Below are 22,205 nucleotides of genomic sequence, written 5' to 3'. Positions count from 1 at the left end.
CGGAAGCTGTCGGCGTCCGGCTGACATGACGCGCCACGGCGACGGGCGCCCGGCGGCGTGTTGACGCCCATCCGGGCGGTTGGAAATTGGCGCGATTGCTGCGCCGCGGCAGCGGGCGGCCGGGTGCGGCTGGCAGGGACGAAAAAAACGGGCGCCATGGCTGGCGCCCGTTCGTCCATTCGCGGCCGCGGCGGCCGGGGCGGTCTGGAGGGGCCCGCCCCGGGCCTGTCGCGGACAGGCCGCTTACTTCGTCATCGTGCTGGCACCGGCGTCCGCGCCGCCCGTGGCGCCCAGCGTATCGCCCTTCTTCGACTTCGACTTGGCGTGGCCGGAATGCTTGCCCTGGTTCGTCTTGTCGGTCGTGGTCGACGTGGTGGTGTCGTTCTGCGCCTTGGCGCCCAGGCTGGCCTTGCTGCCCGGATCCGCCGAGCTGGGGCTGGCCGGGGTCACCGCGCCGCCCGCCGCGCCACCGGCGTTGAGGCCGGCGTTGGCACCTGCATTCGTGGAAGGTGCGTTCACGGAGGCGCCGACGCCCGCTTGGGTGCCAGCGGTGGCACCGGTGCCTTGCGCCATCGCCATCGACGAGGCAGCGGCAATCGACAGGGCGGACAGGGAGATCAGCAGCTTCTTCATGGGAGAGACTCCTTTACTGAATGCGCCACGGCGAACCATTCGCCTGCGGCATCCACGCGGTGTCACGTGAACTGGTTCCCAGTCTAGGGACGCCCGCCGTGCCGGTCTGTGAGCACTTGTCAGTGTGTGTAAGCAGTCGTGAAGACATTGCGAACATGGGCGCCGCGCCCCGTTTGCCCGCGCCCGGGCGGCGCCAATCGCCGCCTGCCCTTGTGCATCAACGGCTGCCGCGCCCATGAAAAAACCGGGAGGCCCCGCGATACGCGGCCTCCCGGTCATTGCAACTGCTTACAGCTACGCCGAAGCGATTACAGGTTGGGCGCCAGCGCGCGCTCCAGCGTCAGGCGATCCTCGCCGCGGCGCGCCACCATGTCGTCAAGCTGGTCCTGGCCGATCTTGCCCACGCTGAAGTAGGTGGATTCGGGATGCGCCAGGTAGAAGCCGCTGACCGACGCCGCCGGCGTCATCGCCAGTGCCTCGGTGATGCCCATGCCGATCTCGGCCGCGTCCAGCAGCTCGAACATCGGCGCCTTGACCGTGTGCTCCGGGCAGGCCGGATACCCCGGCGCCGGGCGGATGCCCCGGTACGCTTCGGCGATCAACTGGTCGTTGGTCAGCGTCTCGGCGGCGTCGTAGCCCCACAGGTCGGTCCGCACGCGGGCGTGCAGGCATTCGGCAAACGCCTCGGCCAGCCGGTCGGCCAGCGCCTTGAGCATGATCGCGCTGTAGTCGTCGTGGTCGGCCTCGAACTGGGCCTCCTTCTTGTCCACGCCGATGCCGGCCGTGACCGCGAACAGGCCGATGTAGTCGGCTACCCCGCTGGACTTGGGCGCGACGAAATCGGCCAGGCAGCGGTTCGGCCGCTTGACGCCGTCCACCACCGGGCGCTCGCTCTGCTGGCGCAGGTTGTGCCAGGTCAGCGCCACCTTGCTGCGCGACTCGTCGGTATAGATCTCGATGTCGTCGTCGTTGACCGTGTTGGCCGGCAGCAGCGCCATCACGCCGTTGGCCGTCAGCCAGCGGCCCTGGATCAGCCGCGACAGCATGCTCTTGCCGTCCGAATAGACGCGCCGCGCGGACTCGCCGACGATCTCGTCGTTCAGGATGTCCGGGAATTTGCCTGCCAGGTCCCAGGTCTGGAAGAACGGGCCCCAGTCGATGTAGTTGGCCAGCTCGGACAGGTCGTAGTTGCGGAACACGCGCCGGCCGATGAACTTGGGCTTCGGCGGCACGTAGGTGCGCCAGTCCACCGGCGTCTTGTTGGCGCGCGCGTCGGCCAGCGACACCATCGGCGTGGCCTTCTTGTTGGCGTGCTGGTGGCGGATGCGGTCGTAGTCGGTCTTCAGTTCGTCCAGGTAGCGCGCGGCGCCCTCGTCCGACAGCAGGCTCGACGCCACGCTGACCGACCGCGACGCGTCCGGCACGTAGACCACGGGGCCCTCGTAGTTCGGCGCGATCTTCACGGCCGTGTGCACGCGCGACGTGGTGGCGCCGCCAATCAGCAGCGGAATCTTCTTCACGCGGAAGTAGTCGTCGCGCTGCATCTCGGCGGCAACGTAGGCCATTTCCTCCAGCGACGGCGTGATCAGGCCCGACAGCCCGACGATGTCCGCGCCCTCGACCTTGGCACGCGCCAGGATCTCGTTGCACGGCACCATCACGCCCATGTTCACGACCTCGAAGTTGTTGCACTGGAGCACCACCGACACGATGTTCTTGCCGATATCGTGCACGTCGCCCTTGACCGTGGCGATCACGATCTTGCCGCGCGCGCGCACGTCGCCGCCGGCCTCGGCCAGCAGCCGCTTTTCTTCCTCGATGAACGGCAGCAGGTGGGCCACGGCCTGCTTCATCACGCGGGCGCTCTTGACCACCTGCGGCAGGAACATCTTGCCGGCGCCGAACAGGTCGCCGACGATGTTCATGCCGTCCATCAGCGGGCCTTCGATCACCTCGATGGGCCGGCCGCCGCGCGCCGCAATCTGCTGGCGCGCCTCCTCGGTGTCCTCGACGATGTACGTCGTGATGCCGTGCACCAGCGCGTGCGCCAGGCGGTCGCCCACGGACACGGGCGCCTCGGGCGTGCCGCGCCAGGCCAGGTTCTCTTCCTTCTTCTGGCCGCCGCCCTTGAAGCGGTCGGCAATCTCCAGCAGGCGGTCGGTGGCGTCGTCGCGGCGGTTCAGCACCACGTCCTCCACGCGCTCGCGCAGTTCCGGGTCAAGCTGGTCGTACACGCCAAGCTGCCCGGCGTTGACGATGCCCATGTCCATGCCCGCCGCGATGGCGTGGTACAGGAACACGGTGTGGATGGCCTCGCGCACCACGTCGTTGCCGCGGAACGAGAACGACACGTTCGACACGCCGCCGCTGACCTTGGCGTACGGCAGGTTCTGCTTGATCCAGCGCGTGGCCTCGATGAAGTCCACGGCGTAGTTGTTGTGCTCCTCGATGCCGGTGGCCACCGCGAAGATGTTCGGGTCGAAGATGATGTCCTCGGGCGGGAAGCCCACCTCGTTGACCAGCACGTCGTAGCTGCGCTTGCAGATTTCGGTCTTGCGCGCGAACGTGTCGGCCTGGCCCTGCTCGTCGAACGCCATCACCACCGTCGCCGCCCCGTAGCGGCGGATCAGCGTGGCGTGGTGGCGAAACTGCTCCTCGCCCTCCTTGAGCGAGATGGAGTTCACCACGGGCTTGCCCTGCACGCACTGCAGGCCGGCCTCGATCACGTCCCACTTGGACGAGTCGATCATGATCGGCACGCGTGCGATGTCCGGCTCTGACGCAATCAGGTTCAGGAACCGCACCATGGCCGCGCGCGAATCGAGCATCGCCTCGTCCATGTTGATGTCGATGATCTGCGCGCCGTTTTCCACCTGCTGGCGGGCCACGGCCAGCGCCTCGTCGAACTGGCCGTTCAGGATCATCCGCGCGAACGCCTTGGAGCCCGTGACGTTGGTGCGCTCGCCGACGTTGACGAACAGCGTGTCGTCGTCGATCGTGAACGGCTCCAGGCCGGACAGGCGCATCGGACGCGGGGGCAGGTTTTGCTGGCTCATGTGTGGGGTCTCTATGCTTCGTGCGTGCGATGCGTCAGGCGGGCTGCGCGGCGGTCTCGGTGTAGTTGGCCCACGCGCGCGGCGCGCGGCCGGCCACGCGCTGGGCGATGGCGGCGATGTGGTCGGGCGTGGTGCCGCAGCAGCCGCCCACCAGGTTGACCAGGCCCGAGGCCGCGAATTCGTCCACCAGCGACGACGTGACCTCCGGCGTCTCGTCGAAGCCGGTGTCGCTCATCGGATTGGGCAGGCCGGCGTTCGGGTAGCACGACACGGCCGCGTCGCAGATCTTGGCCAGCTCGGCGATGTACGGCCGCATCAGCGTGGCGCCCAGCGCGCAGTTCAGGCCGAACGTCACCGGGCGGGCGTGGCGCAGGCTGTTCCAGAACGCCTCGACGGTCTGGCCGGACAGGATGCGGCCCGAGGCGTCGGTCACGGTGCCCGAGATCATCACGGGCACGCGCTCGCCGGTGTCCTCGAACAACTGGTCGATGGCGAACAGGGCCGCCTTGGCGTTGAGCGTGTCGAAGATCGTTTCCACCAGGAACACGTCGGCGCCGCCTTCGAGCAGCGCCTTGCCCTGTTCGTAGTACGACTGGCGCAGTTCCTCGAAGCTGACGTTGCGCGCGCCGGGGTCGTTCACGTCGGGGCTGATGCTGGCGGTCTTGGGCGTGGGGCCGAACGCGCCGGCCACGAAGCGCGGCTTGTCCGGCGTGCTGTACTTGTCGCAGGCCGCGCGCGCCAGGCGGGCCGCCTCGACGTTCATCTCGTAGGCCAGGTCGGCCATCTTGTAGTCTTCCTGCGCCACGCGCGTGGCCCCGAACGTGTTGGTCTCGATCAGGTCCGCGCCGGCGGCCAGGTACTGCTCGTGGATCTCGCTGATGACCTGCGGGCGCGTCAGCAGCAGCAGTTCGTTGTTGCCCTTGACGTCGACCGGATGGTCCGCGAAGCGCGTGCCGCGGTATTCGGCCTCGCCCAGCTTGTAGCGCTGGATCATCGTCCCCATCGCCCCGTCGAGGATCAGGATGCGTTCGCGGAGCAGCCGGGGCAGGGTGGCGGCCCGGGTGTAGGGGCGGGAGATCGGTTGGTCGGCGCTCATGGTGGGACAGTCAGGTGTCGCGCGCGCGGCGGGGGCGGGCATGCGCGGGGTACGGCCAGGATTCGGCAAGACCGCGATTTTATCAGGTAGATCAAGGGATTGCGGGCGGGCCGCCGGCGTCGCCCGGCGGCGGCCGGGCGCGGTTGTCAGCCGGGGATGCCGCGCCTACACTGGGAGACGTATTCGCCACCGATGTCCGTACCATCCATGCAACACCTGAGCCCTCACGACGCCCGCGCCCTGCTGGACGCCGAACCCGACGCGCTGTTCATCGACTGCCGCAGCGAGATGGAATACCTGTTCGTCGGCCATCCGCAGGGCGCGCACAACGTGCCCTGGAACGACGGCCCCGACTGGGAGGTCAATCCGCACTTCGTGCAGGCGGTGAAGAAGCTGGCGGGTCAGGTATCGGCCCGGCCGGTGCTGCTGATCTGCCGCAGCGGCAACCGCTCGTCGGCCGCCGCGCGTGCGCTGGAAGGCGCCGGCTTTACCACCGTCTACAACGTGCTGCACGGCTTCGAGGGCGACCTTGACGCCCAGCGCCATCGCAACACCGTCAACGGCTGGCGGCACGACGGGCTGCCCTGGGAACAGTACTGACGGGGCCGCCCCCCACACGGCGCCCATGAAAAACGCCCGCTCGGAGCGGGCGCCTGGCGTGGGGAGCCACCGGTACGATCACCCGGCGGCGGCATTTGCGGGCAGCTTCAGTGCATCACCAGCGGGTTGTTCATGACGGTATCGAACTTGCCGAGGAACTCGTCCACTTCCTCCACGGATGGCTCGCTCTCGATCAGACGGGTCACGTCGGCGCGGAAGGTCTCGGCCATATGGCCGCCGAGGAAAATTTCGCGTTTCAGGTTCTTGTCCACGATTTCGTAGCCGCCCGAGGCAAGGGTCGCATGCTCGACATCTGCGCCAAACTCGACAATGCAGTAGTTGTCGCTGTTGTAGATCATTTGCATCGCACTTCCTCCTGGCGTATGGTTGGCGCCCTTCCTACTGCCTTGCCGGGGGCGCGATTTCCTCTCCAAGCTGAGGGTCCCCGTCCGTAATTCAAGTTGTGTGGCCCGGACGGGCCTTGCGTGCCTTTGCTGCCCTCGTACTCTTGGGCATCGGCGCGACGGGCAAGTTTCTTGAGCGCCGTGCACCAGTGTGTTGCGATCTTCCCAATGGCGTTACGGAATATCACACTGCCCGCCACACGCTGCATGCCCCAGGAACGCTTCGAAGATCGCAAGAAAGCGTTCCCGTTGTTCGATAAACGACAGATGCGCGGCGTCCGGCAGCACTTCCAGCTTCGCACCATGAATTTTTCGCGCAATGGAGTGGGCCATCTCCACCGTTGCGCTCTCGTCCTTTGACCCTGTCACCACCAGGGTCGGACAGTGGATGCGGCCGATCGCATCGGCCAGGTCGAACGCCAGGATGGCCTGCGCCACCCCCACGTAGCCCTGCACCGGCGTCGCCGCCAGCATCCGGCCAATCGCTTCCACCGTCTCGGGATGGGCGTCGCGGAACGGCTGCGTGAGCCAGCGCTCCATCGTCGACGACACCATGCCGGCCATGCCATGGGCCTCGGCCTGGCCGATCCGGTTGGCCCACATCGGATGCGCCGTCATGGGCGTGTGGTCGATGGTGTCCACCAGCGCCAGCGACAGCAGCCGGTCCGCATGGCGCACGCCCATGGTCTGGGCCACCATGCCACCCACCGACACGCCGCAGACATGGGCCTGGCCGATGTCCAGCGTGTCCATCAGCGCCACCACGTCGTCGGCCAGCCGCGTCATCGTGTACGCGCCCACGGGCGCATCGCTGCCGCCGTGGCCGCGCAGGTCGAAGCGCAGCACGCGGTAGCGGTCGGACAGATGGCGCGCGGTATCGTCCCACAGCGTCAGATTCGCACCTAGCGCGTGGATCAGGACCACCCACGGCCCTTCGCTGCCATCGATGCGGACCTGGAGCTCGGCATCGCCGGCCCGGATTCGCTGCGCCATTGTGTCAGGCATGTTTCAGTCTCCCGCGTCGTCACTACGTTTCACGACCTGCGTCGGCATCACCGCCCTTCCCTACTACGATAGACGAGATCGATCTGAGTGCCATCGGGCTCCGTCTGACGAAGGCGCGCTGGCATCCAGTTCAGCGACGGCGCGAGCCAGATTTCCACGCGCCGCTTGTCGTTGGCGTGGCGCGGCAGCCGCACAAAGTGCTTGGTACGCACCATCTCGGTGCCGACGTCGATATCCTCGTCGCCCACGTACTGGATCTGCATGCCCTCGATTTCGCGGGTGTCGGCCACGTTGAACGACTCGGTGGCGCCCGGCGTGACATAGCGCTGCGGGTCGCCGCGCGCCCAGCCCACCAGTTGCAGGAAGATGCTGAAGCGGTCCTGAAAGGCCGTGGGCATCGGCGCCTGTCCGCCACGCGTTTCAAACACGACCATGCTTGACGGATGGTCGAAGCGCGCCACCTCCACCTTGCTGCGGCGGGCTTCTTCGTAGCGCGTGGGCGACAGGCCGCGCTCGGTCATGTCGCCGGTGCTCTGGAACGCGAAGCGGAACCACAGCACGCGCGTTTCCACGGCCAGGCGGTAGTGCTGGCCGTCCTGTTCCCAGCGGATGATGCCGTCGGGGTTCTGCACGCCGTTGACGAAGCTGGCATAGCGCAGCGTGACCGAAGGCGGCGCCGCGTAGCGCGGCCCGGGTGCCTCGGCGGGGGCCGGCGGGGCCGCCGGCGCGGCCGAACCCGAGGCGGCGGCGCCCGTGCCGCCCGAACCAGCCGTGGCGGTGGTGTCGCCGCTTTCCGCGGTCGCCAGCGCAGGCGCCGCCGGGTCTGGCGCAGGTTCGGGTACGGGCGCGGGGGCCTGGGACTGGGCGGGCCGGCGCGGGGGTGTGGCCGGCGGGGGGCGGGGCAGGCGGCCGGGGCGGGGGCAGCAGGATCGCGTCCATCGTCGGCGCGGTGTCCGGGTCTGGCAGCGACGGGATCGGAACACGCAGCAGCCCAAGCAGCAACAGCCCGTGCGCGACCGCCACCAGCGCGATCACGGCCATCCAGCGGCGCACGCGCCGCTGGCGCTTACGAGGGGGTGTCGTCCCTTCCGGACGGCTGGCCGTCGCCAAGATAACCAAGTTCCGAGGAAATCTGCCGCGCAATCTCGCGCACGCGGCGGTCCACCGCGCCGCCCCATTCTGCATCGAATACGCTCTGCGCGCCGAGCACGATCAGGCCCATCGCCAGATGGCCGTTGGCGTCGAACACCGGGGTCGAGATGGCGTTGATGCCCGGCAGCACGCCGCCGCGCGTGCGGGCCGCGCCCTGCTGGCGCACGCTGGCGCAGATCGCGTCGTAGTCGGCCAGCGACGCGGGCATGTCCGGCAGCGCCGCGTCGCCGCGCGTGGCCAGTTCGCGCTCGATCAGCGGCAGCGTCTGACGCCGCGACAGATACGCACCATAGAGCCGCCCCGTGGCCGAATTGAGCATCGGCATCACGTCGCCCAGCCGCAGGCTGACGCTGACCGGATGGCTCGATTCTTCCCAATGGACGATGGTCGGCCCGTGGTTGCCCCACACCGCGATGCCGGCGGTCTGGTCGATCTCGTCGCGCAGCCGGGACAGGATGGGCCGCGCCTTGCGCACCAGATCCAGCCGGTTCAGCCCCGCCAGCCCCAGTTGCAGCGCGAACGGCCCGAGGTCGTAGCGCTGGCTCACGGCGTCCTGCGCCACCGCGCCAAGCCGCTGGAAGCTGACCAGGTAGCGATGGGCCTTGGCCGGGCTCATGTCGGCGGCGGCGGCCAGGTCGCGCAGCATCATCGCGCGCGGCGAGGCGGCCAGCGCCTGCAGCAGCCGGAATCCCACCTCGATGGACTGGATGCCGGCGCGCTTGCTGTCGTCGCGCGCATCGTCGTCGCGGGAATCGTCTTCGTCCACAGCGGTCATGCGTGAGTCGGGTATCTGGAATGTGATGCGGCCATTCTATACAAGGCCGCTGCGGCCCCGGCGCGCCCGTGGGCCGGCCAGGGCGGCTCCGGTAGACTACCGCCCATTCCATCCTGCCTACGTTCGATTTCGCATGAAACTCGCCACCCTGAAGGACGGTTCGCGCGACGGCCAGCTCGTCGTCGTCTCGCGCGACCTGAAGACCGCGCACTTTGCCACCGACATCGCCGGCAAGCTCCAGACGGTGCTGGACGACTGGCATTTCTATTCGCCGCAGCTCCAGGACCTGTCCGACGCGCTCAACGCCGGGCGCGCGCGGCATCCGTTCCCGTTCCAGCCCAAGGACTGCATGGCGCCGCTGCCGCGCGCGTACCAGTGGGCCGACGGCTCGGCCTACGTGAACCACGTGGAACTGGTGCGCCGCGCGCGCGGCGCCGAAATGCCGCCCGAGTTCTGGACCGATCCGCTGATGTACCAGGGCGGCTCGGACGACTTCATCGGCCCGCAGGACGACATCGTCTGCCCCAGCGAGGCGTTCGGCATCGACTTCGAGGCCGAGGTGGCCGTGATAACGGGCGACGTGCGCATGGGCGCCACGCCCGAGCAGGCGGGCGAGGCCATCCGGCTCGTGCTGCTGGCCAACGACGTGTCGCTGCGCAACCTGATTCCGGCCGAGCTGGGCAAGGGCTTTGGCTTCTTCCAGAGCAAGCCGGCCACGGCGTTCTCGCCGGTGGCGGTCACGCCCGACGAACTGGGCGACGCCTGGCGCGAGCGCAAGGTGCACCGGCCGATGGTCGTGCACTGGAACAGCCGCAAGGTGGGCCAGCCCGACTGCGGCACCGACATGGTGTTCGACTTCGGCCAGTTGATCGCCCACATCTGCAAGACGCGCAACGTGCGCGCGGGCAGCGTGGTGGGATCGGGCACGATCTCGAACGTCGACCGCAGCAAGGGGTACTGCTGCATCGCCGAGAAGCGCATGCTGGAGACCATCGACGGCGGCAAGCCCGAGACCGAGTTCATGAAGTTTGGCGACGCGGTGCGCATCGAGATGTTCGACGCCGACGGCAAGTCGATCTTCGGCGCGATCGACCAGGTGGTGGCGCCGCGCTGACCGCCCCGTCCGGGCCCCTCACCGGTGCCTGACACACTGGGCGAAACCCGGCTTGCGGCGCGCCATGGCCTTGGGCCTATAATTCCCCGACCACGCGGTCGGGGAATTTTTTGCCCGCCGTCCGCGCCTGTTTCGCCCCCCCCCCCCCCCCAATGGAAGCCGCCCATGACGACCGATGCCAACACGCTGTCCCCCCGCCTGGCCCGCTACCAGGCCCTCACGCTGCGCCGCCACGGCCCGGTGCTCGAAGTGATCATGGGCGCGGCGCAGTCGGCCAACCGGAAGCTGGCCACGGCCGACGCCAATATGCACCGCGAGCTGGCCGAGATCTGGCGCGACGTGTCCGCCGATCCCGACATCCGCGTGGCGCTGATCCGCGGCGAGGGCAAGGGTTTCTCGGCCGGCGGCGACCTGGCGCTGGTCGAGGACATGGCCAACGACTTCGAGACCCGCACCCGCGTCTGGCACGAGGCACGCGACCTCGTCTACAACGTCATCAACTGCGACAAGCCAATCGTGTCGGCCATGCACGGCCCGGCCGTGGGCGCCGGGCTGGTGGCGGGGCTGCTGGCCGACATCTCGATCGCGGCCCGCACCGCGCGCATCGTCGACGGCCATACGCGGCTGGGCGTGGCGGCCGGCGACCATGCCGCCATCGTGTGGCCGCTGCTGTGCGGAATGGCCAAGGCCAAGTACTATCTGATGCTGTGCGAGTCGGTCAGCGGCGAGGAAGCCGAGCGGATCGGCCTGGTATCGCTGGCGGTGGAAGAGGACGAACTGGTGGCCAAGGCATTCGAGGTGGCCAACCGGCTCGCGGCGGGGTCTCAGACCGCCATCCGCTGGACCAAGTACGCGCTGAACAACTGGCTGCGCATGGCCGGCCCCGCGTTCGATACCTCGCTGGCGCTTGAATTTATGGGCTTTTCCGGCCCCGACGTGCACGAAGGCATGGCGAGCCTGCGCCAGAAGCGGCCGCCCGAATTCCAGTAACCGGCCGCCCGCACCGCATGGGCGGCCCCCACGACAGGGAGTGCCGCACCATGTTTGGACAGATTCCCGATTTCGGCAACGGCTTCGAATTCCTGCGCAAGCTCTGGGCCACGGGCAGCGGCATGCCCGGCGGCCTGATGCCGGGGCTCAGCGCCATGACGCCGCCGATGGACCTCGACGAGGTGGACAAGCGCATCCACGACCTCAAGGCCGTGGAAAGCTGGCTGCAGCTCAACACCAACCTGCTGCGCACGACGATCCAGGGCCTGGAGGTGCAGCGCGCCACGCTGGTGGCGCTGCAGACGTTTGGCAACGCGCTGTCGCCCGAGGCCATGCAGAGCGCGATGGAGAACGTCGCCCGTGCCGCCAACGCGCCGAGCGCGCATCCGCCCCAGCATCCGCACCCGTTCGGCACCGGCCAGACCGTCTCCCAGGAGCAGGCCGACGCCGAGAACGACGAGCCCGAGGACGACGGCCCCGCACCGGCCGACATGGCGGGCGACGCGGCCCAGGCCGGCGGCGCCGCGCCGATGCCGCCCAATGCGTCGCTCTGGTGGGACCTGCTCCAGCGCCAGTTCACGCAGATCGCCAGCAGCGCGGCGGCGGCCAGTGCGGCAGCGGCCAGCACCGCGCCGTTCGGCGGCATGGCTGGCTTCGGCGCCCCCGGCGCCGCGGGCGCGGAAGGCGTGGAGCCCGGCGTCAAGGGCGATCCGCCAGCCCGGCGCAAGCCCGCCAACGGCAAGGCCGCGCCCAAGCCCGCACCGGCCGCGAAGGCCAAGGCCACCAAGGGAACGGCCACCAAGCGCACCGCCAAGGGCCCCAAGGCCGGCGCCAAGCGCGCATCGACGGGGGCTCGCCGCGCCAGGGCGGCCACCCCGGACGCCCCGCCCGTACCCGGTTCGCCCGAGGACAACTTCGAGTGACGCCGGAAACCAAGCCCACGGCACAGGCCGTTTCCGGAGTGTCGTAGTTCCGCCACTTTTGGCACCGCCGGGCGCACTGGCGGCCCCGCATCCATCGTCTAAGGGCTAAAACGGAGTAGAGAAAACATTCGAGAATGATTCCTGTCTGGTAGAATCCGCCCGTAATTTCAAAGGCTTAGCATGCTCTACCCCGAACTGTTCAAATCACTGGAAGCGGTCCGCTGGCATATGGACAAGGACATCCCCTGGGATACGTTCGACGCCAGCCTGCTTACCGACGACCAGGCGAAGACCATCCGCATGAATGCGATCACCGAATGGTCGGCCCTGCCCGCCACGGAGATGTTCCTGCGCGACAACCGCCACGATTCCGACTTTTCGGCGTTCATGAGCATCTGGTTCTTCGAGGAACAGAAGCATTCGCTGGTGCTGATGGAGTACCTGCGCCGCTTCCGCCCGGACCTGGTGCCGACCGAGGAAGAACTGCATGCCGTGCGCTTCGAGTTCGACCCGGCCCCGCCGCTGGAAACGCTGATGCTGCACTTCTGCGGCGAGATCCGCCTGAACCACTGGTACCGCCGCGCCGCCGAATGGCATTCGGAACCGGTCATCAAGCACATCTACCGCACGCTGTCGCAGGACGAGGCCCGCCACGGTGGCGCCTACCTGCGCTACATGAAGAAGTACCTGGCCCAGTTTGGCGACAGCGCGCGCTCGGCATTCGCCAAGATTGGCGTGCTGATGGCGTCGGCCCGCCGCACGGAAAAGCCGCTGCACCCGACCAACCTGCACGTGAACAAGGCCCTGTTCCCCAACGACACGGTGCAGTCGCGCCTGCCGGACCCGGACTGGCTGGAGCACTGGCTCGACGAGCAGATCCGCTTCGACGAGGTGTGGGAGAAGAAGGTGATCGAGCGGATCCTGCACAACATGTCGCTGCTGTTCGAGCGCACGTTCGAATCGGTGCAGGACCTGAACCGCTACCGCAAGGAACTGAACGCCAACCTGCAGGCCGCCCAGGCCTGACCCGGCCCCGCGGCGCGCGCCGCCGCAAGGACAAGACCCCATCGGATCGCTACGATGGGGTTTTTCATTGGGGCGCGCCGTGCCGGCCGCCCCGCGTACCCTCCGCCCGGACCGATCCATGAACGCACCCGCCTACGAATCCAAGCTGGTTCCCGCCGACGACACCGCCGCGCTGCACGCCGCCGTGGCCGCCCTGCCGCGCCCGCTGGTCTTTACCAACGGCGTGTTCGACATCCTCCATCGCGGCCACGCCACCTACCTGGCCCAGGCCCGGGATATGGGCGCCGCGCTGGTGGTGGGCGTCAACAGCGACGCGTCGGTGCGGATGCTGGGCAAGGGCGACGACCGCCCGCTGAACCAGGAGGCCGACCGCATGGCCCTGCTGGCCGCGCTGGCGTCGGTAGACCTCGTGGCGATGTTCCGCGAGCAAACCCCGGTGGAACTGATCCGCCTGGTGCGGCCGGACATCTACGTGAAGGGCGGCGACTACGATATCGACACGCTGGAAGAAACGCGGCTGGTGCGCAGCTGGGGCGGCCAGGCATACGCCATCCCGTTCCTGCACGACCGCTCGACGACCAAGCTGCTGACGAAGGTACGCGGGCAGGGGTGAGGGGGGAGGTTGGCTGACCAGTACAGGCTCCCCTCTCCCGCTTGCGGGAGAGGGGTTGGGGGAGAGGGCCAGCGGGTCCATTGCCGACGGGTCGCGATTTGAATCTCAACGCCCTCTCCCCCAGCCCCTCTCCCAAAGGGAGAGGGGAGCAAACCAGCGCAGGTTGAAGCGCCAGTCCCTCGTCCTACCCCGCCACCCCCGTCCCCCGTCCTTCGCTCGCCTGCGTCAATCCCTTGCACGACTGCAGTACCTCGGCGCCGTAGCGCTGGCGGACTTCGTCCATGCGGGCGCGTACCGCGTCGTCGGCGTGGGTCACGCGCAGCCATTGGCGCGAGATGGCGCGCGGTGCGTCGCTGACCTGGGCGGTGCGCACGCCCTGGGCGCGCAGGGTGTCCAGGAAGCGGTCGGCGCGTTCGCGCTCGCGGAACAGGCCCAGCGACACCGTGTACGACTCCGGCTCCGTGGCGCTGACCACCGAGACGTCGGTCACCTTGCGGCGGCGCAGTTCGGCCAGCTTGCGCTCGGCGTTTTCGCGCGTCGGCTGGGCGGGCAGATGGACCCACCAGCGCACCTGCTCGCTGCGTTCGAACTGGTCCAGCGGCAGCGGCGTCCCGGCGGCGATGGCGGCAAGGTCCTGCCTGGCCCGCTCCACGTTCTGCGCCGTGAAGCCACCCATTTCCATGCAGCTATCGGCCGGTGCGGCGGCCAGCGTGAGGTTGCCCGGCGCCGCGCTGCGCGGGGCGCCCGGTGCCGAGGCATCGCCCGGCGGCAGTAGCTGCATGCGCTCGCCGCGCACCTGCTGCTCCACGCGCTGCGGCTCGCGCGGGCTTTCCAGCAGGCCGCCCAGCGGCTGCGGGCCGAAGACGCCCAGCAACGCGGCCAGCAGCAGCACATTGGCGAGCAGCAGGATCAGCAACAGGAGGGTCGGGCCGCGCCGGGACATGGAGTCGGAAGTGTCTGGTGGATGATCGGCGCTTCGGTCGCGGAATCTTTGCAATCTGGCGCGATGTCGGGCCGGCGCGGCGTGCGCTCAGCCCGGTGCCGCCATCGCGTGCAACCCAAGCAGCACGAGATTATCGTGCATCTCGCACGGCATCGCGAGTGCGCCGGCCACGGCGTGGCGCGCCCCGCCCGACAGCAGGCAGCGCACCGGCCCGCGCTCGGCCAACGTGCGCCAGGTTCGCTCGATGGCGCCGGCCTGGGCGGCCAGGCAGCCCGCCGCGATGGCGTCGTGGGTGTTGTCCGCGCCCAACGCCCGCACCGCGCGCGCGGCGCCGCTGCCGGTTTCCAGCACGTCCAGTTCGGGCAGTTGCGCCGTGTTGCGCGCCAGCGTGCCGAGCATCAGTTGCAGGCCGGGCAGGATCAGCCCGCCCTCGAACCGGCCGCCGTCCGCCGTGGCGGTCACGATGTCGAGCGTCGTGGCAGTACCGGCGGTGACGACCAGCAGCGTCTGGCCGGGCACCCAGCGATGCGCGCCGATGCTGCCGACCCAGCGGTCGACGCCAAGCTGCGTCGGCTCCCGATAGCCGTTCACCAGGTCGCCATGCCGCGCGGCGGTGCGCACCCATTGCGGCGCGACGTGGCTGCCGAACGTGTCGGCCAGCAGCGCATCGACCTGTCCGGCCAGCGTTGGCCCGGCGACATTGGCGATCCACACCGCGGGTGCGCCCCGGCTGGCCAGCCCCTGCCACGTCGCGCGCAAGGCGGCGCGCTCGGCGGGCACCGCGTGCGACGCCGCGCCGGCGTGCTGCCACGGCGTTGGCAGGCCGCCGGGGGCCGCGGGCTGGGCAGGAGCCGGCGCCCCGTCGCACCATGCCCACTTGAGCCGCGTGTTGCCGATGTCGATCAGCAGGAGGCTCATGCGCGCTCCCCGTCGGCCGCCGGCAGCGCTCCGCGCAGCGACAGCTCGCCGCTGGCAATGCGCTGCAAACCCTCCGGCGTTTCCAGCAGCAGGTGGCCGTCGCCGTCCACGCCGCGCGCCAGCCCTTCGGCCAGCACCTGCCCGTCGTGCAGCAGCCGTACCGGTTCGTCGCGGAACGCATCGCGCGCCGACCATGCGGCGGCCAGCGGCGCGAAGCCCTGGGCCAGGAACGTGGTGCGCAGCGCCGCCAGCCGCGCCAGCACGGCGGCCAGGATGCGCGTGGGGTCGCGCTGGGCGTCGAACGCCGTCATGGCCTCTGCCACGCCGGCCAGTTCGCGGCCGAGCACCGTTTCCATATGCGTGTCGCGCACCAGGTTGAGCCCGATGCCGATGACCGCCCAGATGCGCTGCGGGCCCGCCGGCACCGATTCGATCAGGATGCCGGCCAGCTTGCGCCCGTCGATCTGCAGGTCGTTGGGCCATTTCAGGCCCACCCGGGCGCCGCACGCGGCGTCGCAGTCTTCCAGCGCCTGCGCCACGGCCAGCCCGACGCCCAGGCTCAGCCCGCTCAGGCGCGCCGGCGGCAGCGCCAGCGGCATGGCCACCGAGAACGTCAGCCCCGCCTGCCCCTTCCAGGGCCGGCCCTGGCGGCCGCGTCCCGCCGTCTGGCGGTAGGCCACGCGCACCTGCACGGCGTCGTCGTGCCATGGGGCGGCGCGGCAGGCGCGCGTCAGATCGGCATTGGTCGAGCCGGTTTCCTCCACCACCTCTACCTGCCACGCCCGGGCCGGGCCGCCGTCCAGCGCCTGGCGCAGCGGGCCGGCGTGGATGCGCCAGGCTGGCAGGGCGCCGGCGTCGATGGCGCGCGCGTCGGAAGCGGGATGGGAAAAATCGGACATGGGGCAGCAGGAAGGGGATGGGGCCGGCCGACGGCGCCGGGTCTGCCGGAATTGTAGCCGCCGCCGTGTCGGCGGACGTCTGATCGCGCCCGCGCGGCGGGTAGCATAGAATCGAGACTCAGCCATCACATCGCCCGCCATTTGGACCGCCTGCCGACGCCCGCCCTCGATATCTCGCGCCAGGACGGCGCCTGCAGCGTCGAGCTGCAAGGCGACTGGACTGCCCTCGCGCTCGCCGGCTGCCGCGAGGCCCGCGGCCTGCGCGCCCAGCTTCACAAGCTGGCCGAGGCGCCCGAAGGCGCGCGCTGGTCGCTGGCCGGCGTCACGCGGCTGGACCACATCGGCGCGCAACTGATCTGGCAGGCCTGGAACGGCAAGATGCCCGAGCACGTGGAAATCAACGACGGCCAGCGCCGCGTGTTCGACCGCATCGCCGGGCTGCGCCCCGAGGGATGGCGCAAGACGATGGTCGACCGTTTCAATCCGGTGGTCATCCTGGGCGCGAGCCTGCTGTCGTTCTTCGCCCAGCTTGCCAACGGCATCACGATGCTGGGCCAGCTTGCCTTCGACCTGCTGCGCTTCCTGCGCGCGCCGCAGCGCGGGCCGTGGCGCGAGATATCCGCGAACATCTACAACGTCGGCTACAAGGCGCTTGGCATCACGGCGCTGGTCGGGTTCCTGATCGGCATCGTGCTGTCGTACCTGTCGGCCAACCAGCTCCGCACGTTCGGCGCCAGCACCTTCATCGTCAACATCCTCGGCATGGCCGTGATCCGCGAGCTGGGGCCCGTGCTGGCCGCGATCCTGATCGCCGGGCGCTCGGGCTCCGCCATCACGGCGCAGATTGGCGTGATGCGCGTGACCGAGGAACTGGACGCGATGAGCGTGATGGGCATCTCGCACGGCTACCGGCTGATCATGCCGCGCGTGATCGCGCTGGCGATCTCGATGCCGCTGCTGGTGGCTTGGACCGACGTGATGGCGCTGGCCGGCGGCATGGTGGCCGCGCGCTATCAGCTCGACATCAGCTACGCGTTCTTCCTGCGCCAGTTGCCGGACGCGGTGCCGGTGGCCAACCTCTGGCTCGGGCTGGGCAAGGGCGTGGCGTTCGGCATGCTGATCGCGCTGACGGCCTGCCACTTCGGGCTGCGCATCAAGCCCAACACCCAGAGCCTGGGCCAGGGCACCACGGCGTCGGTGGTGACGTCGATCACCGTGGTGATCCTGGCCGATGCCATCTTCGCCATCCTCTTCAAGAACGTCGGCCTATGACCATGATCGACCATCCGGCCGTCGGGCGCGACACGCCGCGCGAGGCCATCATCGAGGTACGCAACCTGGTGAAGCGCTACGGCGACAACGTGGTGCACGACGGGCTGGACCTGGACGTGTACCGGGGCGAGGTGCTGTCCATCGTCGGCGGCTCCGGCACGGGCAAGACCGTGCTGCTGCGCCAGATCGTGGGGCTGGAGCGGCCGACGTCGGGCACGATCAAGGTCTTCGGCGAGAACCCGGCGAGCCTCAGCGCCGCGCAGTTGCAGACGCTGCGCAACCGCTGGGGGCTGCAGTTCCAGCGCGGCGCGCTGTTTTCGGCGCTGTCGGTGATCGACAACATTGCGCTGCCGCTGCGCGAGCTGCGCGCGCTGCCGGACAACCTGATCTGCCAGGCGTCGCTGCTGAAGCTGCAGCTGGTGGGGCTGTCCGCGAAGGACGCCGACAAGATGCCCGCCGACCTGTCCGGCGGCATGATCAAGCGCGTGGCACTGGCGCGCGCGCTGGCGCTGGAGCCGGAGCTGGTCTTCCTGGACGAACCCACGGCGGGGCTGGACCCGATGGCGTCGGACGACTACGTCGCGCTGATCCAGGAACTGCGCCGCGAGCTGGGCCTGACCGTGGTCATGATCACGCACGACCTGGACACGCTCGTGGCGCTGTCAGACCGCGTGGCCGTGCTGGCCGACCGCAAGGTACTGGCCGCCGCGCCGCTTGCCGAGGTGGTGCAGGTGGACCACCCATTCATTCGCGAATACTTCCTGGGCGAACGCGCCCAGCGCGCGCTGCAGGCGCTGCCGGCCCTTCGCGGCCCGGACGGCGGCGCGCAAACCGGAGAAGCCTGATGGAAAACAAGTCAAACGCCTTCCTGGCCGGCGTGTTCACCATCGGACTGGCGGTCCTGGTGCTGTTCTCGCTGTTCTGGTTCAGCAGTGACCATGCCGTGCGCGTGCCGTACGACCTGATCACGCGCTCCACGGTGAACGGGCTGGGGCCGCAGGCCGATGTGAAATACCGGGGCCTGGACGTCGGCAAGGTGGTGTCGATCAAGTTCGACCCGCAGGTGCCGGGCCAGATCATCGTCCGCATCAACGTGAACCAGGACACCCCGATCACCCGCACCACCTACGCCACGCTGGGCTTCCAGGGCGTGACCGGCATCGCCTACGTGCAACTGGACGACACCGCGCGCGAGGAAGGCGCCAACACCAGTTCCCCACCGCTGCGGACGTCGGCGCGCGAGCCGGCGCGCATCGTCATGCGGCCGGGCTTCTTCGAGGAACTGGAAAAACGTGGCGATTCGCTGCTGACGCAGACCGAGACGCTGATGGCATCGCTCAACGAGATGTTCCAGACCACCAACCGCGACGAGCTGATGGCGGCGATCAAGTCGGTGCACCAGACCGCCGAGGACTATTCGCAACTGGCCAAGACGCTGCAGCCGGCCGCCGCCCGCCTGCCGCAGGCCGTGGAGAACCTCAACGCCACGCTGGCTTCCACGCGGCGGCTGGCCGACGACCTGGCCAATCCGAACGGCACGGTCATGAGCACCGTGAACCGCGTGGGTGTGAACATGCAGGCGGCCGCCGATTCGGTGCAGCAGGCGGCCGGCATCTTCACGCAGGAGACCCTGCCGCAGATCAACGGCCTGGCCCGCGACGCCCGCCAGACCGCGCGCAGCATCGACCGCGCGGCCGGCACGTTCAACGACCAGCCCACCAGCGTGCTGTTCGGCGGGCCGTCGCCGACGCCGGGACCGGGCGAGCCCGGCTTCCAGTCGCCATGATCCACGCCGCCCTGCCCCCTCACCCCATGCGCCAGAACCTTCGACGGGAATCCTCCATGAGAACCGCTTCCGCCCTTGCCACGCTGGCCCTGCTGCTTGTCCTGTCCGGCTGCAGCGTGCTGTCGCCGTCCAAGCCGAGCACCACTTTCGATCTTGGCCCGCTGGCCGCTGCGCCGTCCCAGCCGCCCGCACGGCTGCCCAAGCTGCGCGTGGCGCAGACCGACGGCCCGACGTGGATGGACGGACGCGGCATCTACTACCGGCTCCAGTACACGCAGGCGCAGCGGCTGCAATCGTATTCGACGCAGCGCTGGGTCGACGCGCCGACGCGGCTGTTCGACGACCGCCTGCGCGACGCGGTGTCGTCGCGCGGCGAACTGACGTGGTATGGCGACACCAGCGTGCCGGCGATCAAGGTGGACCTGCTTGGCTTCGAACAGGTCTTCGATTCCGCCACCAGCAGCCGCGGCGTGGTGCGCGCCCGGGCCACCGTGTTCCATCGGGGGCTGATCGGCCAGAAGACGTTCGTGGCCGAGCAGCCGGCGCCCAGCGCGGACGGCGCGGGCGGCGTCAAGGCGCTGTCGACCGGCAGCGACGCGGTGATCGCGGCAATCCTGGACTGGGCCGCCACGCTGCCGCTGGAGGCCGCCGCCGCGAGCGGCCCGGCCCAGCTTCCGCGCGAGAATCCGCCCGGCCGGGACACGGTGCCGCTGTCGCCGGACGCCACGCCCAAGCCCAACCCGCCGCGCCAGTGAGGCGCGGAGCGCCTATAGTGCGACTGAGGTCACAAGGTTTCCCGTAGTCATGACCACGGTCAATCCACCCCCGCCTGCCCCGCCGCAGACTCCGGTACAGCCCGAACTCGACGGCTGGCTGCCCCGCCATTCGCCGCTGGCGCGCGTGGGGCTGGTCTGCTTCACGCTGCTGGTGGCCTACGCCAGCCTCTATCCGTTCTCCGGATGGGTCAACAACGGCATCTCGCCGTTCGCGTTCCTGACCGCGCCCAAGCCGCGCTACATCACCGATTTCGACCTGCTGACCAACGTCATCGGCTATTGCCCGTTCGGTGCGCTGGTGGTGCTGTCGCTGCATCCGCGCGTATCCGGCGCGCGCGCGACGCTGATCGCGCTGATCGCCGGCGCGCTGCTGTCGTCGGTCATGGAGGCGCTGCAGACGTGGCTGCCCACGCGCATCCCGTCGAACATCGACCTGATCACCAACGCGCTGGGCGCCATGCTGGGCGCCGCCGTGGTGGCACCGTTCACCGGCGCACTGATCGACCGGGGCACGCTGACGCGGCTGCGGCTGGCGTGGTTCGAGCCCCACGCCAGCTTTGCCATCGTGCTGATCGTGCTGTGGCCGTTCGCGCAGATCTTTCCGCAGGAGCACCTGTTCGGCATGGGCGGCATCGTGCGCGAATGGCTGACCGATCCCGATTCCTGGCCGATGGCCTGGGTGCAGGCGTACTTTCCGGCGCTGGTGGCGTGGCAGGACAGCATCAACCTGCGGCCCGACGACCTGCAGAACCAGTTGCTGCTGGAAACGCTGGTGACGGCGTCGAGCTGGATCGGCACGGGCCTGTTCGCGTCCGTGGCAATGCGCCGCTCGGCGCCGATGCTGCGCATCCTGGCCGGCCTGCTGGCCGCCGCGCTGATCATCAAGGCATGCGTGGCCGAGCTCCAGTTCCCCGACGACAACGCATTCAACTGGCTCTCCGAAGGCGGACGCTTTGCGCTGCTGACCAGTTCGCTGGTGCTGGTCCTGCTGCTGCGCCTGCCCCGCTGGCTGCGCGCCGTACTGGCCGTGGTGGCGCTGGTCGGCCTGGTCGTGCTGACCAACATCCTGCCGCCGAACCCGTACGCGTGGATCTCCGAACAGGGCTGGCGCATGGGCCGCTTCGTGCACTTCAACAGCCTGGCCCAATGGCTGGGCTGGCTATGGCCGTTCCTGGCGTTCTTCTACGTGGTCTGGCGCTTCGAGCAAATCACGCTGCGCCGCCGCCTGCAGAAACGCGCCCAGCGCCGCGCAACGGCAAGAGCCGTGGCGGCGGCTACCGAGGGACGGCGGGAGAGCAATCGACCGCAATCCTGACCAGTCGCACGGTCACACCGCACCCGGCCGCAGCCGGATCGAGTCGACAAGCCGATCCCAGATCTCCAACGCTTCCGCGTCGTCGGCAAAGGAGGCTTCGTTGGTGGTGTAGTCGCTCTCCGTGACGTTCATGGAGACGTTGATATGGGGGTCGCCCAACTCGTACGCCTTACCCGGCGACTCCCACTTGAAGGCGTAATGTCGTTTGCCAGCTTCGGTCCCCGCCACCAGGATTTCGTGGGCCGCAATCGGTCCCACATCGTGCGCCTGATTGCGCAGCTGGTGCATGCCGGCGACGGATCGGAGCAGGCTGGGCAGTATCCCGCCTGCCCGCTCTCGCAACCCGGGGCGATCCACGCTTCGTGCGTAGGTGGCGATGCGCAGGGCAACGTCGGGCTTGCCGGCAAGGCGGATGGCCAGGGTCCAGCTTTCGGGGTTGAAGGCAGTCCGCGCCAGCAGCACGTTCCGTGCGACGAATCCCGCGTCCTGCGGGGGCGTGCCATCTTCGATCAAACGCCAACTCTGGCTTAGCGCGTCACGCGTTTGCCGCGCAACCTCCAGTCGATCCTCGGTAACTTCGCCGGAGTACAGGATGGTCTGGTTACCAACTCGAAAGTAGGTATCGAAAAGATACACATAGGTATCGCTTGCCTCGGGCCACGAAACCAGCGTCACGCTACGGTTGGCATGCGGCACGCGCCGCACGAACAGCGAGTCGTACTTGTCGTGCTTGCCTGCTCGCAATACCCTCTCACGCTCATTCACCATCTCGTCGAATTGCGCATCGGTCCGAACGTCATCGGCGAGGTTTATAGCCACGCCGTTGTACTGCCATTGAGGGATGACGGTAGCGTTGCCGGGTACGTCAACCAGATGACGACCAATCGCCAGGGTCCTCCAACCTTGCAC

At 69.0% G+C, this 22,205-nt stretch carries 22 protein-coding genes; 11 read left to right on the top strand and 11 right to left on the bottom strand.

The window, feature by feature from the left end; translation table 11 throughout:
- Window positions 1–243: 243 nt before the first annotated feature.
- From EPAKOI_RS00400 to EPAKOI_RS00390, 3 genes are all read right to left on the bottom strand, one after another.
- Window positions 244–633, bottom strand: a complete 390-nt coding sequence (locus tag EPAKOI_RS00400; RefSeq protein WP_313838858.1) for a hypothetical protein — start codon at window positions 631–633, stop codon at window positions 244–246.
- A gap of 308 nt (window positions 634–941) precedes the next feature.
- Entirely contained in the window at window positions 942–3,689 is a 2,748-nt protein-coding gene (gene metH / locus EPAKOI_RS00395) for a methionine synthase (protein WP_423192699.1), read from the bottom strand.
- Between the two features lie 34 nt (window positions 3,690–3,723).
- Window positions 3,724–4,785 carry a homocysteine S-methyltransferase family protein gene (locus EPAKOI_RS00390; protein ID WP_423192698.1) on the bottom strand — a complete coding sequence of 354 codons (1,062 nt, stop codon included), beginning with the start codon at window positions 4,783–4,785 and terminating at the stop codon, window positions 3,724–3,726.
- Window positions 4,786–4,992: 207 nt separating this feature from the next.
- Between EPAKOI_RS00390 and EPAKOI_RS00385 the strand changes: the two genes are divergently transcribed.
- Window positions 4,993–5,385 carry a rhodanese-like domain-containing protein gene (locus tag EPAKOI_RS00385; protein ID WP_124682729.1) on the top strand — a complete coding sequence of 131 codons (393 nt, stop codon included), beginning with the start codon at window positions 4,993–4,995 and terminating at the stop codon, window positions 5,383–5,385.
- Window positions 5,386–5,492: 107 nt separating this feature from the next.
- Here EPAKOI_RS00385 and EPAKOI_RS00380 read toward each other — a convergent pair whose 3' ends face one another.
- The 4 genes from EPAKOI_RS00380 to EPAKOI_RS00365 form a co-directional block, all read right to left on the bottom strand.
- Window positions 5,493–5,750 carry a BTH_I0359 family protein gene (locus EPAKOI_RS00380; RefSeq protein WP_061956410.1) on the bottom strand — a complete coding sequence of 86 codons (258 nt, stop codon included), beginning with the start codon at window positions 5,748–5,750 and terminating at the stop codon, window positions 5,493–5,495.
- A gap of 213 nt (window positions 5,751–5,963) precedes the next feature.
- On the bottom strand, window positions 5,964–6,794 hold the full coding sequence (locus tag EPAKOI_RS00375; protein WP_423192697.1) for an alpha/beta fold hydrolase: 831 nt from the start codon (window positions 6,792–6,794) through the stop codon (window positions 5,964–5,966).
- 47 nt (window positions 6,795–6,841) lie between these two features.
- A complete protein-coding gene (locus tag EPAKOI_RS00370; protein ID WP_423192696.1) occupies window positions 6,842–7,777 on the bottom strand; it encodes a DUF3108 domain-containing protein in 936 nt (311 codons plus the stop codon).
- 83 nt (window positions 7,778–7,860) lie between these two features.
- Window positions 7,861–8,721 (bottom strand): IclR family transcriptional regulator, encoded by an 861-nt coding sequence (locus tag EPAKOI_RS00365; protein ID WP_423192695.1) that lies wholly within the window; start codon window positions 8,719–8,721, stop codon window positions 7,861–7,863.
- 133 nt (window positions 8,722–8,854) lie between these two features.
- Here EPAKOI_RS00365 and EPAKOI_RS00360 point away from each other — a divergent pair, with 133 nt between their 5' ends.
- From EPAKOI_RS00360 to rfaE2, 5 genes are all read left to right on the top strand, one after another.
- Entirely contained in the window at window positions 8,855–9,835 is a 981-nt protein-coding gene (locus EPAKOI_RS00360) for a fumarylacetoacetate hydrolase family protein (RefSeq protein WP_423192694.1), read from the top strand.
- 165 nt (window positions 9,836–10,000) lie between these two features.
- Complete coding sequence (locus EPAKOI_RS00355; RefSeq protein WP_124682733.1) at window positions 10,001–10,825, top strand: enoyl-CoA hydratase/isomerase family protein; 825 nt, start codon at window positions 10,001–10,003, stop codon at window positions 10,823–10,825.
- 50 nt (window positions 10,826–10,875) lie between these two features.
- Window positions 10,876–11,748: a PhaM family polyhydroxyalkanoate granule multifunctional regulatory protein gene (locus EPAKOI_RS00350; RefSeq protein ID WP_423192693.1), complete on the top strand. Its 873-nt coding sequence runs from the start codon at window positions 10,876–10,878 to the stop codon at window positions 11,746–11,748.
- A gap of 180 nt (window positions 11,749–11,928) precedes the next feature.
- On the top strand, window positions 11,929–12,774 hold the full coding sequence (locus tag EPAKOI_RS00345; protein WP_124682735.1) for a ferritin-like domain-containing protein: 846 nt from the start codon (window positions 11,929–11,931) through the stop codon (window positions 12,772–12,774).
- Window positions 12,775–12,892: 118 nt separating this feature from the next.
- On the top strand, window positions 12,893–13,387 hold the full coding sequence (gene rfaE2 / locus EPAKOI_RS00340) for a D-glycero-beta-D-manno-heptose 1-phosphate adenylyltransferase (protein WP_313838847.1): 495 nt from the start codon (window positions 12,893–12,895) through the stop codon (window positions 13,385–13,387).
- A gap of 184 nt (window positions 13,388–13,571) precedes the next feature.
- On the opposite strand, the gene EPAKOI_RS00335 is transcribed toward rfaE2, so the two are convergent.
- The 3 genes from EPAKOI_RS00335 to EPAKOI_RS00325 all read right to left on the bottom strand — a co-directional run bounded on the left by EPAKOI_RS00335 (window position 13,572) and on the right by EPAKOI_RS00325 (window position 16,147).
- Window positions 13,572–14,303 carry an SPOR domain-containing protein gene (locus EPAKOI_RS00335; RefSeq protein WP_423192692.1) on the bottom strand — a complete coding sequence of 244 codons (732 nt, stop codon included), beginning with the start codon at window positions 14,301–14,303 and terminating at the stop codon, window positions 13,572–13,574.
- Window positions 14,304–14,417: 114 nt separating this feature from the next.
- The gene (locus tag EPAKOI_RS00330) at window positions 14,418–15,248 is read right to left on the bottom strand and encodes a type III pantothenate kinase (protein WP_423192691.1); all 831 of its coding nucleotides are present in this window, start codon (window positions 15,246–15,248) and stop codon (window positions 14,418–14,420) included.
- Complete coding sequence (locus EPAKOI_RS00325) at window positions 15,245–16,147, bottom strand: biotin--[acetyl-CoA-carboxylase] ligase (protein WP_423192690.1); 903 nt, start codon at window positions 16,145–16,147, stop codon at window positions 15,245–15,247. The genes EPAKOI_RS00330 and EPAKOI_RS00325 overlap by 4 nt, the downstream gene beginning before the upstream one ends.
- Window positions 16,148–16,288: 141 nt before the next feature.
- Here EPAKOI_RS00325 and EPAKOI_RS00320 point away from each other — a divergent pair, with 141 nt between their 5' ends.
- The 5 genes from EPAKOI_RS00320 to EPAKOI_RS00300 are packed head-to-tail and all read left to right on the top strand — an operon-like array spanning window position 16,289 to window position 21,296.
- A complete protein-coding gene (locus EPAKOI_RS00320; RefSeq protein ID WP_423192689.1) occupies window positions 16,289–17,419 on the top strand; it encodes an MlaE family ABC transporter permease in 1,131 nt (376 codons plus the stop codon).
- Window positions 17,416–18,264 carry an ABC transporter ATP-binding protein gene (locus EPAKOI_RS00315; protein ID WP_423192688.1) on the top strand — a complete coding sequence of 283 codons (849 nt, stop codon included), beginning with the start codon at window positions 17,416–17,418 and terminating at the stop codon, window positions 18,262–18,264. Before EPAKOI_RS00320 ends, EPAKOI_RS00315 begins: the two co-directional genes overlap by 4 nt.
- A complete protein-coding gene (locus EPAKOI_RS00310) occupies window positions 18,264–19,205 on the top strand; it encodes an MlaD family protein (protein WP_172966010.1) in 942 nt (313 codons plus the stop codon). The genes EPAKOI_RS00315 and EPAKOI_RS00310 overlap by 1 nt, the downstream gene beginning before the upstream one ends.
- A 56-nt stretch (window positions 19,206–19,261) precedes the next feature.
- Entirely contained in the window at window positions 19,262–19,960 is a 699-nt protein-coding gene (locus EPAKOI_RS00305; RefSeq protein WP_423192687.1) for an ABC-type transport auxiliary lipoprotein family protein, read from the top strand.
- Between the two features lie 49 nt (window positions 19,961–20,009).
- Window positions 20,010–21,296, top strand: a complete 1,287-nt coding sequence (locus EPAKOI_RS00300; RefSeq protein WP_124682742.1) for a VanZ family protein — start codon at window positions 20,010–20,012, stop codon at window positions 21,294–21,296.
- A 12-nt stretch (window positions 21,297–21,308) separates the two neighbouring features.
- On the opposite strand, the gene EPAKOI_RS00295 is transcribed toward EPAKOI_RS00300, so the two are convergent.
- Window positions 21,309–22,205 (bottom strand): T6SS immunity protein Tli4 family protein, encoded by an 897-nt coding sequence (locus EPAKOI_RS00295; RefSeq protein ID WP_423192686.1) that lies wholly within the window; start codon window positions 22,203–22,205, stop codon window positions 21,309–21,311.

This window comes from Cupriavidus sp. H18C2 (genome assembly GCF_049393795.1).
Taxonomy (GTDB): Bacteria; Pseudomonadota; Gammaproteobacteria; order Burkholderiales; family Burkholderiaceae; genus Cupriavidus; species Cupriavidus pauculus_C.
The sequence above is the reverse complement of the archived record's forward strand: the minus strand, read 5'-3'. Positions and strand labels throughout refer to the sequence as shown.

Bases quoted from the DNA above. Each gene is read 5' to 3' on its own strand.
- EPAKOI_RS00380 (WP_061956410.1), bottom strand. From the start codon at position 5,750: ATGCAAATGATCTACAACAGCGACAACTACTGCATTGTCGAGTTTGGC.
- EPAKOI_RS00390 (WP_423192698.1), bottom strand. From the start codon at position 4,785: ATGAGCGCCGACCAACCGATCTCCCGCCCCTACACCCGGGCCGCCACC.
- EPAKOI_RS00315 (WP_423192688.1), top strand. From the start codon at position 17,416: ATGACCATGATCGACCATCCGGCCGTCGGGCGCGACACGCCGCGCGAG.
- rfaE2 (WP_313838847.1), top strand. From the start codon at position 12,893: ATGAACGCACCCGCCTACGAATCCAAGCTGGTTCCCGCCGACGACACC.
- EPAKOI_RS00365 (WP_423192695.1), bottom strand. From the start codon at position 8,721: ATGACCGCTGTGGACGAAGACGATTCCCGCGACGACGATGCGCGCGAC.
- metH (WP_423192699.1), bottom strand. From the start codon at position 3,689: ATGAGCCAGCAAAACCTGCCCCCGCGTCCGATGCGCCTGTCCGGCCTG.
- EPAKOI_RS00360 (WP_423192694.1), top strand. From the start codon at position 8,855: ATGAAACTCGCCACCCTGAAGGACGGTTCGCGCGACGGCCAGCTCGTC.
- EPAKOI_RS00350 (WP_423192693.1), top strand. From the start codon at position 10,876: ATGTTTGGACAGATTCCCGATTTCGGCAACGGCTTCGAATTCCTGCGC.
- EPAKOI_RS00325 (WP_423192690.1), bottom strand. From the start codon at position 16,147: ATGTCCGATTTTTCCCATCCCGCTTCCGACGCGCGCGCCATCGACGCC.
- EPAKOI_RS00345 (WP_124682735.1), top strand. From the start codon at position 11,929: ATGCTCTACCCCGAACTGTTCAAATCACTGGAAGCGGTCCGCTGGCAT.
- EPAKOI_RS00330 (WP_423192691.1), bottom strand. From the start codon at position 15,248: ATGAGCCTCCTGCTGATCGACATCGGCAACACGCGGCTCAAGTGGGCA.
- EPAKOI_RS00400 (WP_313838858.1), bottom strand. From the start codon at position 633: ATGAAGAAGCTGCTGATCTCCCTGTCCGCCCTGTCGATTGCCGCTGCC.
- EPAKOI_RS00310 (WP_172966010.1), top strand. From the start codon at position 18,264: ATGGAAAACAAGTCAAACGCCTTCCTGGCCGGCGTGTTCACCATCGGA.
- EPAKOI_RS00355 (WP_124682733.1), top strand. From the start codon at position 10,001: ATGACGACCGATGCCAACACGCTGTCCCCCCGCCTGGCCCGCTACCAG.
- EPAKOI_RS00300 (WP_124682742.1), top strand. From the start codon at position 20,010: ATGACCACGGTCAATCCACCCCCGCCTGCCCCGCCGCAGACTCCGGTA.
- EPAKOI_RS00385 (WP_124682729.1), top strand. From the start codon at position 4,993: ATGCAACACCTGAGCCCTCACGACGCCCGCGCCCTGCTGGACGCCGAA.
- EPAKOI_RS00375 (WP_423192697.1), bottom strand. From the start codon at position 6,794: ATGCCTGACACAATGGCGCAGCGAATCCGGGCCGGCGATGCCGAGCTC.
- EPAKOI_RS00305 (WP_423192687.1), top strand. From the start codon at position 19,262: ATGAGAACCGCTTCCGCCCTTGCCACGCTGGCCCTGCTGCTTGTCCTG.